Raw genomic sequence first — 14,421 nt, 5'->3', positions numbered from 1 at the left:
GGTCGAAAATAAGGCTGCACCCATTAACGTGCATAGTTCATTGCTTCTGACTTTCCTTTCGTAAAGTCATCGCACTTTTGCTGTCTTTGGTTTTCAGCGGAAAATCCTCGCGGATTTTCACGCAACGAAACCATACACAAACCATTGGCTACAAGCTAAAAATAACAATAACACACCACAAAATACAAAATGGAAAAAGTAATACTAGTAACTGGATCATCCCGTGGAATTGGAAAAGAAATAGCGATTTTATTGGCGGAAAATGGTGGGAAAATAGTAGTCAATTATGCAAATAATGAAAAAGAGGCGAATGATACGGTCGAACAAATAAAAAACAGCGGTGGAACTGCAATTGCGTTCAAAGCAGACGTAAGTAAAAGAGAACAAGTTACTGCATTGTTCGATAAGGCGATCGAACACTATGGTCGTGTGGACGTTCTAATCAATAATGCGGGAATTATGATAACCAAGCTGCTTAATGAAACTAGCGAAGACGATTTTATCAAACAATTCGACGTAAACGTGAAAGGAACATTCAATACGCTACAAGAGGCTTTTTCCAGATTATCGAACAACGGAATTATAATAAATTTTTCTTCAAGTACAGTAAAAATGATGCTTCCCTCCTATGCGCTTTATTCGGCAACAAAAGCTGCGGTCGAACAAATGACCAGAGTTTTTTCCAAAGAAATTGGCAGAGGTATTTCCGTAAACGCAATTGCACCAGGACCAACGAACACCGAACTTTTTTTAAACGGAAAATCGGAGGATTTTATCAAAAGACTTGTAAGCCTAAACGCTTTCAACCGTCTTGCCGAACCAAGTGATATTGCCAAAGTAGTTCATTTCTTGGCAAGCGATAATTCAAAGTGGATCTCAGGCCAGGTAATCGGAGTTAACGGAGCGATGGTATAAGATGGGTATACGGGAAAATCAAACCAATTAACGGAAAAGCCTGTTGCCAAAAACCTAATAGATGAACCGGGATGAAAAATAAGAATTTGAAAAACAAAACAACCGGACAACTACAGTCTAAGCTAAGTGTTACTAAAGCCATTTCCATAGCATTGGTTATTGCATTAACACTTTTTACGGCATTTTCAATTTATGGTTTAATCGCTAAAGATAATGTCCCGACTTATATTGCACTATTCGCTATAGCGTGCACCAGCTGGTCATTTCTTCCTTTACCATTCATCGCGATCAAGGAAATTAAAAGCGAATTGAAATTAAGAGAGAATATCAGGTAAATATTTGATGCCATAAAAAAGTCTAAAGGTAAGAGTAACTCAAATTAAGGGATTTAACATCCTGTGTGCGGGGGTACTCCGTTCAGGACTGATCTACACGGAAAAGGACCAAGCAAAGTGTGTTCGCTACGCTCGTAAGGTAGGCCCATTATTATTCCCAATACCACAAAATCCTCAAGATACGGCCGCCCGAGATCTTATTTGCAACCTATCGCACGAAATCCAATTCGCCTCAATAGACAGTTTTCGCCCGATAGTTACTGGTTTTTGTTATATTTCCTCAAAAATCACTGGCCAACGCTCCAACTGGCACACTGCTTTAGCAGCTGTCGTGTTTAGCAGGTCGTTAGCGAACATTAAACTAACCTTAAGAATTCTATTATGAAACAATTCCTATGTGCACTACTGATGATAGCAATCGTAACGGGTTGCAAAACTGAAAATCAAGAAAGCAACGTAGTAATCAATGAATTACCGCTTGAAACGTATTATCAAAATAGCAAGCTTCCTGCTGCCATTATGGGGTACAGTACTGAAGAAGGAAAAATGAACTGGTATGCTTTTGGACCATCAGTTTGGGGTGGAAAAGACACGATAAACGAAAATAATATCTTTAGGATTTATTCCATGACAAAGGCCATAGCCTCTGTTGCTGCATTGCAACTTGTTGAAAAAGGTTTAATTGGGCTTGATGACCCTTTGGATGAATTAATGCCAGAAATGACCTCTATTCCTATACTAAGTAAAGAAGGAGAACTTGTTAAAGCCAATAAATCAATAACGTTGAGAAACCTATTAACCCATACCGCAGGATTTGGATACGACTTTTTCGATGTGCAACTTCAAAATTTTGATACAACTGGATGGGAATACGAAGACCTTCCAAGATTATTTGAAACGGGTGAAAAATGGCACTACGGCAGAAATACAGACTGGGTAGGAAAAATCATTGAAAAAGTAAGTGGAGAAAATCTTGAAGATTATATTCGAGAAAATATTACTGGACCCTTAAACATGAACAGTACTTGGTTTAACGTTCCTGATAACTTGAAAGAGAATATCGTTTCATGGGGAACGCGCGATTCAACGGGATTTAAAGAATACCCTCGTATCCCAATTGCACCAGTTACTGAATTTATTGCTGGTGAAGGTTTATTTGGTTCACCAAAGGATTACCTAACATTTCTCAATTGTATAATGAATAATGGTACATATGATGGCGGTCAAATCCTGAAATCAGAAACCGTTGAATTGATGTTTAAAAATGCCCTACCGAATGGTCTTACGCTTACCTTTGATTTACCTGAAGAGGGGTTGCCAGAAACAGTAGGACATTTTCCTGATGAATCGGACCTCTATAGTTTATCCTGGGCCATCGAGAATAGTAATGACGAAATGGTACGCACCCAAGGTGCAGTATATTGGGCGGGAGTTGCTAATTCATATTACACATTGGATAAAGACAAAGGGATTGCAATAGTATATTTTACACAGTTTCTTCCTTTCAATGATAAAGTGTCCTATGATTTTTATCGTCTTTTCGAAAAAGAAGTCTACACGGGTCTTAACACCAAACAATGATTACCGACAATGGCCATAAGTAATCCTCCAAAGGCCCTACAGAGAGGAATAAGCGAACAAGTTGCACCCCTATGATTCATCAAATCCAAATTATTTGTCAAAATATGATAGCAAAGAAATGATGACAGCCTTCAGCTCCAGCGAATTTAGAAAAATGGTTGACCTCGAGATATCATATGTCTATAGTATTCAGAATAAGATGGATAGAATATACGAAGAAGGACTAGCGATTATAGCGCTTGTTGATATGGATTTAAAAACCAATTAAGGAACTTAGGATAGCTATAATTCAATGTGGTTTATGCGCATGCCCCAAAAGGCACCTAAAAAATAAAGCGTAGCACCCCGTTGGGATGCTACGTTTCAAATATTATAAGTATGCGATTATTAGTAAAGGCGTTCTGCTCATACTGCTACTGTTTTGATTCCGTTACTACAAATTCATGAATCTGATGAACGATCCCTTTTACCACTGAAGGAATTACATTTCCAGAAGTCAAAATTCTCGATATCACAACCAAGAAGTAAACTGGAGCGAATCTCAGGAATCTGTAGTGCCAACAGCAAGTACTGCCACCTTTTTACCAATACGCCCATCCAAAAATTATGGCATCGGAATAGCCAATCCCAGTAATGGGATCTGGAGCGTTTTCAGCTGCAGTATAGAGTAGGGCTATTTCCCAACCCCTGACACCAGAAAAAACACCCTGACTTTTATCTGGGCTATATTGGCCTATTCGTCGAAATCTGCTATTGCCCTCAGCATCATAGTGAAAGGGACCGTTAGTGGCCTCTAGCCACAACATTCCATTATCCAATTGGTAAAAACCTTCCCCGTATCCTTCATAATCAGGTAAACAAAAGACAGGAAAATACATGGAATGCACAGGTTTTGAATACCAATATCCATCCGCGACCGTCACTCCTGTAAATCCAATGTAATATTCAGGATTTTCACATCCCTCAGCTCCAGTGGGTCCATTTTCATTAAAACAAGGGATGGGGGATTCGCAAGATTCCCCAACAAATGGGCCAAATTGTAAGTTATAGCCTAGTTTCATTAAAATGGGATGCCAATTTCCGTGTTTCCCGCGTACACCTTTACTCATCCCATTGTTGAGATATTCTTTCCCAGGACCAGCTTCAAACAAGGCCAAATCTTCAGCACTCATCATAGCTTTGATGTCAGTCGGAATTTCAGGGACCGTAAATTGTTCTAGGGATTCCTCCTCTTGGGAGACTACCTCAGTGTCAATGCTTTCATTCTCACAAGATATCAACAACATACCGAGGAGAAAAAACAAGTAAGAAATTTTGAACCGTTTCATAATACTTTTTTTTAGATTATTACATTTACAATTAGGTCAAAAAATTGCTTGAAGATTAAGTTAGAAACCGGATGGAACTTCGCAAATGATCCAGATCAGTGTATCATTATATAGAGTCATTCTTATGTTACTCCTAACATTGATATGACAAAAACCTTGTTGTCTGAAGGTGTAGCCTTCTTTTTTTCTTATAAAATATTTTGGACTTAATGGGCCAATCAATGTTGGCAAGGTGATGATATGAGCCCTGAGCCTGGCGATTACCCTCTGATTTCGTAATCCCAATCCCATTCCCTTATATTTGCATAAAAAACATGGGATGCAATATATAGTACAACCTTGGCCTTGGTATGTCTCCGGGCCACTGATTACATCGATTATGCTGCTGCTTTTCTATTTTGGAAAGTCGTTCGGCATGTCATCGAACCTGAGAACACTTTGTAGTATGGGTGGTGCAGGAAAATACTCCGATTTTTTTAAATACGACTGGAAATCCCAACGTTGGAACTTGGTCGTTGTCATAGGTGCCATAACAGGAGGCTTTATCGCGGTACATTTTTTATCCGATGGTTCGGCCATCGCACTGTCCCCCAATACGATCGAAGATTTAAATGCCTTGGGTTTTTCAAATGCAGGGGAAACGCTCTTGCCCCCAGAAATATTCAACTGGGATTCCGTTTTGACATTTAAAGGGTTGGCCATATTGATTATCGCCGGCTTTTTGGTCGGCTTTGGTACCCGTTATGCCGGGGGGTGTACCTCGGGCCATGCCATATCGGGATTGAGCAATCTGCAAAAGCCCTCCTTGGTAGCCGTCATCGGCTTTTTTCTTGGCGGCCTGATCATGACCCATTTTATGCTACCCTTAATCTTTAGCGTATGAATTTTATAAAATATCTATTGGTCGGTATGTTCTTTGGGATTGTGTTGGTGAAGTCCGAGGCCGTTTCCTGGTACCGCATTTTTGAAATGTTCAAATTCCAGTCCTTTCATATGTACGGTATTATCGGCTCTGCCGTACTACTGGGCATTTTAGCGGTCGCGTTTATCAAACGAACAGGCCTTAAGAGTTTTGAAGGCCAAACCATCAATATCGCCCCCAAAGAGAAGGGGTTTACCCGTTATCTCTTGGGAGGTTCCATATTCGGATTGGGCTGGGCCCTGGCAGGTGCTTGTCCGGGACCCATGTATATCTTGGTAGGTACTGGGGTTTTCAGCATGCTCATCGTCATTGCCGCAGCCATTTTGGGCACCTTTGTCTATGGGCTGGTCAAGGACAAATTACCGCACTAAATCATCCCATGATCACTTGTACGGAATGTGCCTTTCCTTTGTCCAAAATAGGAATCGTATTCGAGGGAATTTCCTTTCCGTTGACCAAAATACGTTTCACGCCCTTACTCACATGGTCGGGATTTTGAACCTCTATTTTATAGGTCGCGCCCCTAAATTCCCTGCTCATTTTGAATCCATCCCATTTTGATGGAATGCAGGGATCGATGACCAAGCCATCATAATCTGTTTTTACACCCAAAATGTATTGGGTGATCGCAAAGAAATTCCAGGAAGCGGTGCCCGATAACCAGGAGTTTTTGGCCTCTCCCGGTTTAAAAGCTTCCTTACCTGCAATCATTTGGCAATATACATAAGGCTCTACCCTATGCAGTTCCGAAATGTCCTCCAAGAAACTTGGCGCTATCTTGGTATAATACGCATACGCCTGGTCTCCCCTCCCCAATAGGGTCTCCCCGATCATGATCCAAGGATTGTTGTGGCAGAAGATACCCCCGTTTTCCTTATACCCGGCCGGATACGTTGATATCTCCCCGTATTCAATATAGTATTTGGTAAATGCCGGACTATTCAACACAATGCCATATTCACAATCCAAATGCTCTTTTACCGCATTCAACGATTTTTCAACCATGCCCTCTTCCTTGCCAATCCCCGCCATGGAACACCACCCTTGGGACTCAATAAAGATCTTCCCTTCTTCATTTTCATTCGACCCGATTTTCTTACCGAAGTAATCATAGGCCCGTAAATACCAATCGCCATCCCAGCCGTCTTTTTTTACAGCTTCGATCATCAGATCCACATGATTTTGAGCTTCTTTTGCCTCTTCTTCTTTGCCAATCCTGTTGCATAGTTTCACATATTCCTTTCCATAGACCACAAAAAGTCCGGCAATCATAAGCGATTCTGCCGTTCTCCCTTTTTTGTTTCCTGTTGTTTGAAAAGAGTCGTTGGGATTATCAGAGAAGCAATTCAAGTTTAAGCAATCATTCCAATCGGCTCGGCCGATAAGCGGCAGACCATGGGGACCCAAATTGTTCACCACATGATAGAAAGATGCTTTTAAATGCTCAAAATGTGGTTTCGCTTTAGACGCATCATTATCAAAGGGCACCATTTCATCCAGCAGTGAAAAATCCCCAGTTTCCTTAATATATTCCGTTGTGGAGAGGATCAACCATAACGGGTCGTCATTAAAATCGCCCCCTACAGCGGAATTTCCTTTTTTGGTCAAGGGTTGGTATTGGTGATAGCACGAACCATCCTCAAATTGGGTCGATGCGATATCGAAGATACGTTCCCTGGCCCTTTCCGGAATCTGATGTACAAACCCGATTAAATCCTGATTGGAGTCCCTAAAGCCCATACCACGCCCGATACCCGATTCAAAGAAGGAAGCGGAACGCGACATGTTGAAAGTGACCATACATTGGTATTGGTTCCAGATATTCACCATACGATCCAAACGGTCATCATTGGATTCAATGTTGATCTTGCCCAGTAATTTATCCCAATAGGTACGCAATTCGTTATAGGCGGCATCGATTTTTTCAACGGTATCGAATTTGGCCATCATGGCCTTGGCAGGCTTCTTATTGATAACCGCTTTGCTTTCCCATTTATCTTCCTTGTCGACCTCAACATAGCCCAACATAAAAATAAAATCGCGCAATTCCCCGGGTTGCAATTCCACTTCAATATAGTGGGAAGCGATGGGCGACCAACCATGTGCCTCCGTATTCTTTGGTGTCCCTTGGTTCACTACATCGGGGTTATCAAAGCCATTGTATAGCCCCAAAAACGATTCCCTATCGGTATCATACCCATCAATGGGTGCATTGACGGAATAAAAAGCATAATGGTTACGACGTTCCTTGAATTCTGTTTTATGGTAAATCGTGGAGTCCTCGATTTCTACCTCCCCAGTTGAAAAGTTCCGTTGGAAATTGGTCATGTCGTCCTCGGCGTTCCAAAGGCACCACTCTATAAAGGAGAACAATTTTAGTTTTTTGGTTTCTGAAGTGGTATTCTTCAAGGAAACCTTCTGGATCTCGCCCCAAAATCCCAAAGGAATGAATTGAAGGATCTTGGCCTCTACCCCATTCTTTGCGCTATTGAATTTGGTATAACTCATGCCATGGCGGCATTCATAACTATCCAACGGGGTCTTCATCGGTTTCCAACCTGGGGACCAAGTGGTATCACCATCTTTTATATAAAAGTATTTGCCCCCGTCATCAATGGGTACATTATTATAACGATAGCGCGTTAACCGTCTAAATTTAGCGTCTTTATAAAAGGTATACCCGCCACCGGTATTGGAGGTTAAGGAAAAGAAATCCTCATTGCCCAAATAATTGATCCAGGGGTATGGGGTTTGGGGATTTGTGATTACATATTCCCTATTCTGATCATCAAAATGTCCGTATTGCATGTTTCTGCTATTAATTTTTAAAGTATCTTATTCTTGAAGCCTTCGCTGTTTCAGCTCCAGTGTGATCTCATCCAATTTCTTTTGCGTCAAGGGGTATAGGAACATTAATCCTGCCGCCAAAACAGTGATCAAGGCAGGCACCCAACTCATCAGCATAATGATTCCCGGTACCGCTCCTTTAATCGATTCGGGATCCTGACCATTGTAGGCGAAAGCCCCCAAAACCAAACCGATAATCGCACCAGCGATACCCCCACCGAACTTGGTCGCAAACGAACCTGCCGAATAGATCAATCCTGTAGCCCTACGGCCATTCTTGAACTCGGAATAATCCGCAGCATCACCCAACATGGCAAAAAACAAGGTTGGGAAGATAGCGGCCGCAAATTCAGAAACAATACCAATAGTGAATATGGCGGTGATATCCTCAGGGCCGCAAAAAGCAAGTAAGGCATTCACCCCACCGGAAAACACGAGGGCATAAATAAAGAGGTTGCGTTTGCCCAATCGCTTTCCTAAGGGAGCAGTTGCCATCGCGCCAAGCACAGAGGCGATCATGAGACCGATCAAGAACGAGGCGGCCAAGAGTTGGTTATGCAGGTAGTGGCTAAAATAAATGATGACAATGCCCTGCTTTATCGAATTGTATACATTGAACAAAAGTCCTATGACCAATAATACCAGCCACGGTTTGTTCGAAATCAAATCCTTGAAATCCTGTTTTAAATTATTCTTTTGTTCTTTAGGGGGCTGAATTCTTTCTTTTGTGGAATAGAAGGTCAAGAACATCAATATCGCCAGAAAAATTGACATCAAATACATGGCGTTGCTATACCCTCTTTTCTGGTCGATAATGGTGATTTTATCCTGTGATAAATTTGCCTCTCCTTCCACCATAAACATATACTCCTTATCGGCTTTCATAGAAAAACTCTTTCCGCGGGTAGGGCTATTCTCCCCAGAGACTTCTTGGGCATCGTCCCAAGTAAACAAGGCAATCCCATCATCGGTCTTGATGTTCACATTCTCCACATCGGAGGGTGCTGAAACGACTACTTTATATTTGTCATCGGCTAATTGATCTACAACTATCGAGGGGTTTACATTCCCGTAATAAGCTACCAAAAAAAGTAAAGCCCCTTGTACCAACATACCCCCACCAAAGGCACCGACCATCCGGTAAGATCCCAAACTGGTGCGTTCTTTATCATCCCCGGTCATTACGGCCATCAGTGCCCCATAAGGCACATTATTCGCTGTATATATTAACGTGAAAAAGATATAGGTGACGTAGGCATAAACGATCTTCCCCGTTTCCCCTAAATCGGGACTAGTAAACAAAAGGGACAAAATTGCGGCCAAAGGAATGGCGGTCCATAAAATCCATGGGCGGAATTTACCGTATTTAGATTTGGTACGGTCACCAATGATCCCCATGACAACATCACTAATCCCATCGCTAAATCGGGCGACGAGCATTAAGACCCCCACGGTAATGGGACTCAAGCCAAAAACATCGGTATAGAATATGAATAAGAATGTGGCTACCCCTCTCCAGGCAATATTGGCAGCCCCATCTCCCAAGGCATAGCCTATTTTTTCCTTTACGGATATTTTTTCGAATGAAGCCATAGCCTTTGGTATTGATTAGCTTTTAAAAGTAATCAATATTCAGGGTGCCCTGTAATGCAAAACAGTCTAATAATGCGCTAAAAAATAAGATTCGCAGCGGTAGGTACAAAAGATGAATACATCGCCCTGCACCGTATGTCAAGAATTTGGAAAAGCGGTTTAAATCATACGATCTCCGCACTTAAGCCTGCTTGGAGCAAACGAGAGCAGCGGGGTTCAAGATCTTTATAATCCCCTGTTTTTACAGTACATTTACCATTATAATGAACAATCAAAGAGCATTGTTCGGCCTGTTCCGGAGTATGGTCGCATACATCAACAAGGGTATCGATAACATGATCGAAGGTATTTACTTCATCATTGAAAAGTACAATTTCGTTTTGCTTTACTGTTTCTTCCTCAAGCAGTAATTCTTCCGAAGATTTTTCCTTTGTGCCCATAATACAACATTTAAAATCGGACAAGAGCCTGTTTGGCATAGGCCCTGAACACTCCTAAAATACATATTTTACGGCAACCCAATTATTTTTTTCCAGTATTTTTTCAAGCTTGAGGCCAGATTTAACACATTTTTCAGTGATCAGGGGAATGTCCTCTTTATAAAATCCGCTTAAAAATAACTGTCCGTTTTCCGCTAGGCATTTGACATAGACGGGAATATCGGATAGCAGGATATTCCTATTGATATTGGCGATGATGACATCATACCTTTGCTCTTTCAATAGGGTGGCATCCCCTTCATACACCTTGACATGGCTGCAATGGTTTCGTTCAACATTCTCCTTGGCATTGAGGTAACACCAATTATCGACATCTATGGCATCGACGGAAGTCGCGCCCCTCATTTCGGCAAGAATGGCCAAAACCCCAGTTCCACTTCCCATATCCAAAACGGTCTTCCCCTGAAAATCATGGGCCAGAATAAACTGCAACATCATATGGGTGGTCTCATGGTGCCCTGTACCAAAACTCATTTTAGGTTCGATGACAATATCGTAGGTAAGCGCTGATTTTTCATGAAAGGGAGCCCTAACCTCGCATTGCTCTCCCACCCGTATCGGGTTGAAATTCCGTTCCCAGGTCGCATTCCAGTTTTCCTGCTCCAATTCTTTCCTATCGTAGTGGATCGTAACGTTCGAATTCCCTAAAATCATGACTTCGTTCAAAATGTCCTCCCGCCACTCCGATTTTTGGATATAGGCCTGTATGCCGGTTTCATGTTCCACAAAACTCTCGAACCCCGCCTCCCCCAATTCCGCGATTAGAATATCGGAGGTTGGTTGTAATGGGGAAATCTCAAAGTTGTACTCTATATAAATGGTATTCGACATCTCAAGGGTTTCAGGCATAGAAAGAGCCGGACGAACAAGAATCCAAGTCTGTCAGTCTGAGCGCCGTCGAAATGCTTCAAAGCTCAGCACATTAAGGTCTTCGACTGCGCTCAGACTGACAAATCCGATTAAATCGTACTTATTAGACCGTCTTGTTTTTAAATATGTTTTTGGCCTAGATTGCCTTGATGATAGCGATAAAATCATCAGAAACCAGCGCCGCACCTCCTATGAGGCCACCATCGACATCGGGTTTGGAAAAAATCTCCTTGGCATTGTCAGGCTTAACACTTCCTCCATAAAGAATGGAAACCCCATCGGCAATACTTTGATTAAAAGCCGTGGCAATCGTTTTACGGATAAAGGCATGCATTTCCTGGGCTTGTTCTGGAGAGGCGGTTTCACCCGTACCAATGGCCCATACCGGTTCGTAAGCCAATATGATGCTCTTCCATGCGCTTGCGTCCAATCCGAAAAGGGCATTCTTTAACTGACTTTCGACCACCTTGAAATGATTCCCTGATTTACGATCGTTCAATTCCTCCCCAAAACAGAACATAACGGTCATTTTCTTGGCAAGGGCAGTCTTTACCTTCTTCTTTAGGATCTCATCGGTTTCACCGAAATAGGCCCTCCGTTCAGAATGGCCCAATATTACGGTGTTGATCCCAATGTTCAATAACATGTCGGCAGAAATTTCACCGGTAAACGCGCCATTCTCTGCAAAATGCATGTTCTGGGCTATAACCTCGATGGTCGAATCTTGTAATTGGTTAACGGCACTCGCCAAATTGACAAAGGTCGGTGAAACCATGACAATTGCATCCGTATCGGGTAATTTGCCGGAAACCGCTGCCAATAAGGCTTCGGTTTCTTCCATATTTTTATTCATTTTCCAGTTACCTGCTACTATTTTGTCTCTCATGATCTATTTTTTCTTAGTTGATTAATAATTGCTTTATCACTGGCCTTTATGGCCTTATATAATGTAATATTTCCTTGTGCGTCAAGAACCATGTATCTAGGGATCCAATCCAGGTCTATCGTTTGAAACAGTTCGGACTTCCAGCCATCCTTGGCCCAAAAGTGCGATCCTTGCCCAATATTGAATTTTTCAATTCCCTTTTTCCAACTTGCTTCATCCTTATCAAGGGATATAAACACCACGACCATGTCGGGAAACTCCTGTTGCAACTCTTTTACCTTAGGCATCCCTACCACACAATCCTTACACCATGAAGCCCAAATATCCAACAGTATGGCACGTCCTTCATTTGCTTTCAGTATCGATTGGAAGGTAACCTCTTCCCCATTTAAATCCTCGAAGGAATCATTCAAGGCCGCATCATTGAAAAATGTCGGATCCTGGGCACATCCCGACAATGAAAAAAAGATAATGCAGGTCGTAATTAGTATATTGATTTTCCTCATATGCATTAAAATTTCAAGGCATTCAAATCGTTGAAATGCACTTTTTGTGTAATCGTACCATCTTCGACGACCAAAACCCCAGGATTGGAACGCACAATGGTCTTCAATGCCGTCTCATCGGTGAAATAAAAGGAGGTATCCAGATTGAACTTTTTGACCAAGGCATCGGTCTGTTCCGGACCAGATGCCGACATCCCTATTACCTTATAGCCCTTATTCTTTGCTTTCGTAATCATTTCAACCACCTTGGGATAGGCTTTATAATTACTTTTTTTAAGGTCAAAAGAGATGATCATCACCAATTTTGGTTCTTTCAGTAATTCCGGGGCATAGTCTACCCCATCCTGTTCTATGGTGAAATCGTGGATCGGGGGTTCGTACCCTTTTTCGATTTCAGTGGTCTCCACGTCGATGAACTCCCCCTCGACCGAAGGATAATCCCCCTGGGTCACAATCACTTTTTCCGCCCCATCGATATTGAATTTCCAAGCGTATTCAAAAACCGGTTTTTGGGCATCTTCAGGCATGACCATGCCTTCCCTGATATTGGCACCGATCTTATAAGGCCTAAAATCTATCACGGGAAGATGTCGCAGCACATGATTCGCGAAAAGTATACAGATCACCAAGGAAACCGCGGTGATTATCCGCTTTGTATTCGACCCGAAAATGGGTTTCACAAATCGTTGGCCCATAAACAGAATGACAATGAATACGAGCAGCACAATATCCTTGGTAAACGAGCCCCATGGGGTCAGATTCACGGCATCACCAAAACAACCGCAATCGGTGACCTTGTTGAAATAGGCCGAATAAAAGGTTAAGAACGTGAAGGATATAATCATCAGGAGTAAGCTCCACAACGTAAATTTGGTCCTAAAACCCAACAATAACATCACGCCCAAAAGGACTTCAAATATCACGACAAACAGCGCGATGGCTAAGGCGTAAGGCACCAAAAAAGGCAGGTTAAGCACCCCTTCACTAAAGTATTCCTCCAATTTAAAGGAAAACCCCAACGGATCGTTAAGCTTTATAAAACCACTGAAAATAAACAATACACCAACGAATATTCGCGAAAAAGCCACTAGATATTTCATTTGGAATCCTGTTTTAAATGAATCATTGCAAAAACGGCATAATTTACCATATCCTGATAGTTAGCATCAATCCCCTCACTGACCAAGGTTTCCCCTTTATTATTCTCCATGGTCTTTACACGTAAGAGTTTTTGAAGGATCAGATCGGTCAAGGAGCTTACCCGCATATCGCGCCATGCCTCCCCATAATCATGGTTCTTATCCTCCATAAGTGCTTTGGTGATCGTGGCATGTTTGTTATAAAGTTCAAGGGCTTCCGCTTCCGAAAGATCAGGCTGATCTACCACCCCTTTCTCGAGCTGTATCAGGGCCATGATCGCGTAATTGATGATGCCGATAAATTCGGAACGCTCATCCTCATCGATCTTCTGCACCTCATTCTCCTGCAGGCCACGTATGCGCTGTGCTTTAATGAATATCTGATCGGTCAGGGAGGGCAATCGTAGAATACGCCATGCACTGCCGTAATCTTTCATCTTTTTCTGGAATAAATCCCTACAAATTCCAATTACCGCATCGTATTGTTCGGAAGTCTGCTGCATGTAGTGTGTTTAATACCATTAAAACTTTAAAATAAGGCAAACAAACTTGTTCATTTTCCTTTTTACATCCTTGATCAACTTTTCCGTAGCCAATGCTATGCAAAAGTATCACGGCATCGTAAAAAGAAAAAGCAACTTCGCCTCTTAAGCCCTATTTTAAAATTCAAATGGTATAATTTGCGTAAATTTCGCCTAAAATAATCTAATCATCAAAGTTCGTGTTTTAAAGTTGGTTTATCAAACTTTATTAGGGCAACTTTGCATCTTACTTTTGCGGTATGACGTTGAATTGCAATGGAAAACTCATTGATTTGTCCAGCCCTAAAATCATGGGCATCCTGAATCTTACGCCCGATTCATTTTATGATGGCGGAAAATACAAGGATGAAAAGCATGTTTTGGACCAAGTTGAAAAAATGTTGCTCGAGGGGGCCACATTCATAGATGTGGGGGCATACAGTTCAAGACCTGGGGCGGCCATGGTTTCCCCGGAAGA

The 14,421-nt window shown here is 42.1% G+C and carries 16 protein-coding genes; 7 read left to right on the top strand and 9 right to left on the bottom strand.

The window, feature by feature from the left end:
- Positions 1 to 189: 189 nt before the first annotated feature.
- From WBM98_RS18330 to WBM98_RS18315, 4 genes are all read left to right on the top strand, one after another.
- Positions 190 to 915, top strand: coding sequence for an SDR family oxidoreductase (locus tag WBM98_RS18330; RefSeq protein WP_424367462.1), 726 nt, complete (start codon positions 190 to 192; stop codon positions 913 to 915).
- Positions 916 to 986: 71 nt separating this feature from the next.
- The gene (locus tag WBM98_RS18325; protein WP_424367461.1) at positions 987 to 1,250 is read left to right on the top strand and encodes a hypothetical protein; all 264 of its coding nucleotides are present in this window, start codon (positions 987 to 989) and stop codon (positions 1,248 to 1,250) included.
- Between the two features lie 381 nt (positions 1,251 to 1,631).
- The gene (locus WBM98_RS18320) at positions 1,632 to 2,831 is read left to right on the top strand and encodes a serine hydrolase domain-containing protein (protein ID WP_424367460.1); all 1,200 of its coding nucleotides are present in this window, start codon (positions 1,632 to 1,634) and stop codon (positions 2,829 to 2,831) included.
- Between the two features lie 118 nt (positions 2,832 to 2,949).
- A complete protein-coding gene (locus tag WBM98_RS18315; protein ID WP_424367459.1) occupies positions 2,950 to 3,099 on the top strand; it encodes a hypothetical protein in 150 nt (49 codons plus the stop codon).
- Positions 3,100 to 3,412: 313 nt separating this feature from the next.
- On the opposite strand, the gene WBM98_RS18310 is transcribed toward WBM98_RS18315, so the two are convergent.
- Entirely contained in the window at positions 3,413 to 4,159 is a 747-nt protein-coding gene (locus tag WBM98_RS18310) for a hypothetical protein (protein WP_424367458.1), read from the bottom strand.
- Between the two features lie 319 nt (positions 4,160 to 4,478).
- Here WBM98_RS18310 and WBM98_RS18305 point away from each other — a divergent pair, with 319 nt between their 5' ends.
- Positions 4,479 to 5,042: a YeeE/YedE family protein gene (locus WBM98_RS18305; protein ID WP_424367457.1), complete on the top strand. Its 564-nt coding sequence runs from the start codon at positions 4,479 to 4,481 to the stop codon at positions 5,040 to 5,042.
- A complete protein-coding gene (locus WBM98_RS18300) occupies positions 5,039 to 5,452 on the top strand; it encodes a DUF6691 family protein (RefSeq protein ID WP_424367456.1) in 414 nt (137 codons plus the stop codon). The genes WBM98_RS18305 and WBM98_RS18300 overlap by 4 nt, the downstream gene beginning before the upstream one ends.
- Position 5,453: 1 nt before the next feature.
- On the opposite strand, the gene WBM98_RS18295 is transcribed toward WBM98_RS18300, so the two are convergent.
- The 8 genes from WBM98_RS18295 to WBM98_RS18260 form a co-directional block, all read right to left on the bottom strand.
- Positions 5,454 to 7,889, bottom strand: coding sequence for a GH36-type glycosyl hydrolase domain-containing protein (locus WBM98_RS18295; RefSeq protein ID WP_424367455.1), 2,436 nt, complete (start codon positions 7,887 to 7,889; stop codon positions 5,454 to 5,456).
- Between the two features lie 27 nt (positions 7,890 to 7,916).
- Positions 7,917 to 9,521, bottom strand: coding sequence for an MFS transporter (locus WBM98_RS18290; protein ID WP_424367454.1), 1,605 nt, complete (start codon positions 9,519 to 9,521; stop codon positions 7,917 to 7,919).
- A gap of 164 nt (positions 9,522 to 9,685) precedes the next feature.
- On the bottom strand, positions 9,686 to 9,961 hold the full coding sequence (locus WBM98_RS18285) for an ATP-dependent Clp protease adaptor ClpS (RefSeq protein WP_424367453.1): 276 nt from the start codon (positions 9,959 to 9,961) through the stop codon (positions 9,686 to 9,688).
- A 54-nt stretch (positions 9,962 to 10,015) separates the two neighbouring features.
- Positions 10,016 to 10,852: a 50S ribosomal protein L11 methyltransferase gene (prmA, locus tag WBM98_RS18280; RefSeq protein ID WP_424367452.1), complete on the bottom strand. Its 837-nt coding sequence runs from the start codon at positions 10,850 to 10,852 to the stop codon at positions 10,016 to 10,018.
- 175 nt (positions 10,853 to 11,027) lie between these two features.
- On the bottom strand, positions 11,028 to 11,777 hold the full coding sequence (gene tpiA, locus WBM98_RS18275) for a triose-phosphate isomerase (protein WP_424367451.1): 750 nt from the start codon (positions 11,775 to 11,777) through the stop codon (positions 11,028 to 11,030).
- Positions 11,774 to 12,283 carry a TlpA family protein disulfide reductase gene (locus WBM98_RS18270; RefSeq protein WP_424367450.1) on the bottom strand — a complete coding sequence of 170 codons (510 nt, stop codon included), beginning with the start codon at positions 12,281 to 12,283 and terminating at the stop codon, positions 11,774 to 11,776. Before WBM98_RS18270 ends, tpiA begins: the two co-directional genes overlap by 4 nt.
- Positions 12,284 to 12,288: 5 nt before the next feature.
- Positions 12,289 to 13,383 carry a BT_3928 family protein gene (locus tag WBM98_RS18265; RefSeq protein ID WP_424367449.1) on the bottom strand — a complete coding sequence of 365 codons (1,095 nt, stop codon included), beginning with the start codon at positions 13,381 to 13,383 and terminating at the stop codon, positions 12,289 to 12,291.
- Entirely contained in the window at positions 13,380 to 13,925 is a 546-nt protein-coding gene (locus WBM98_RS18260) for a DUF1599 domain-containing protein (protein WP_424367448.1), read from the bottom strand. The genes WBM98_RS18265 and WBM98_RS18260 overlap by 4 nt, the downstream gene beginning before the upstream one ends.
- A gap of 278 nt (positions 13,926 to 14,203) precedes the next feature.
- Here WBM98_RS18260 and WBM98_RS18255 point away from each other — a divergent pair.
- Positions 14,204 to 14,421 (top strand): dihydropteroate synthase (locus WBM98_RS18255; RefSeq protein ID WP_424367447.1); only part of this gene is annotated, 218 nt, incomplete at its 3' end.

The sequence above is a fragment of the Maribacter sp. genome (assembly GCF_049667165.1).
In the GTDB taxonomy this organism is placed as follows: domain Bacteria; phylum Bacteroidota; class Bacteroidia; order Flavobacteriales; family Flavobacteriaceae; genus Maribacter_A.
This window is presented reverse-complemented; position numbering and strand designations above follow the sequence as displayed.

Coding starts and splice junctions, on each gene's coding strand:
- WBM98_RS18330 (WP_424367462.1), top strand. CDS start 190: ATGGAAAAAGTAATACTAGTAACTGGATCATCCCGTGGAATTGGAAAA.
- WBM98_RS18325 (WP_424367461.1), top strand. CDS start 987: ATGAAAAATAAGAATTTGAAAAACAAAACAACCGGACAACTACAGTCT.
- WBM98_RS18320 (WP_424367460.1), top strand. CDS start 1,632: ATGAAACAATTCCTATGTGCACTACTGATGATAGCAATCGTAACGGGT.
- WBM98_RS18315 (WP_424367459.1), top strand. CDS start 2,950: ATGATGACAGCCTTCAGCTCCAGCGAATTTAGAAAAATGGTTGACCTC.
- WBM98_RS18310 (WP_424367458.1), bottom strand. CDS start 4,159: ATGAAACGGTTCAAAATTTCTTACTTGTTTTTTCTCCTCGGTATGTTG.
- WBM98_RS18305 (WP_424367457.1), top strand. CDS start 4,479: ATGCAATATATAGTACAACCTTGGCCTTGGTATGTCTCCGGGCCACTG.
- WBM98_RS18300 (WP_424367456.1), top strand. CDS start 5,039: ATGAATTTTATAAAATATCTATTGGTCGGTATGTTCTTTGGGATTGTG.
- WBM98_RS18295 (WP_424367455.1), bottom strand. CDS start 7,889: ATGCAATACGGACATTTTGATGATCAGAATAGGGAATATGTAATCACA.
- WBM98_RS18290 (WP_424367454.1), bottom strand. CDS start 9,521: ATGGCTTCATTCGAAAAAATATCCGTAAAGGAAAAAATAGGCTATGCC.
- WBM98_RS18285 (WP_424367453.1), bottom strand. CDS start 9,961: ATGGGCACAAAGGAAAAATCTTCGGAAGAATTACTGCTTGAGGAAGAA.
- prmA (WP_424367452.1), bottom strand. CDS start 10,852: ATGTCGAATACCATTTATATAGAGTACAACTTTGAGATTTCCCCATTA.
- tpiA (WP_424367451.1), bottom strand. CDS start 11,777: ATGAGAGACAAAATAGTAGCAGGTAACTGGAAAATGAATAAAAATATG.
- WBM98_RS18270 (WP_424367450.1), bottom strand. CDS start 12,283: ATGAGGAAAATCAATATACTAATTACGACCTGCATTATCTTTTTTTCA.
- WBM98_RS18265 (WP_424367449.1), bottom strand. CDS start 13,383: ATGAAATATCTAGTGGCTTTTTCGCGAATATTCGTTGGTGTATTGTTT.
- WBM98_RS18260 (WP_424367448.1), bottom strand. CDS start 13,925: ATGCAGCAGACTTCCGAACAATACGATGCGGTAATTGGAATTTGTAGG.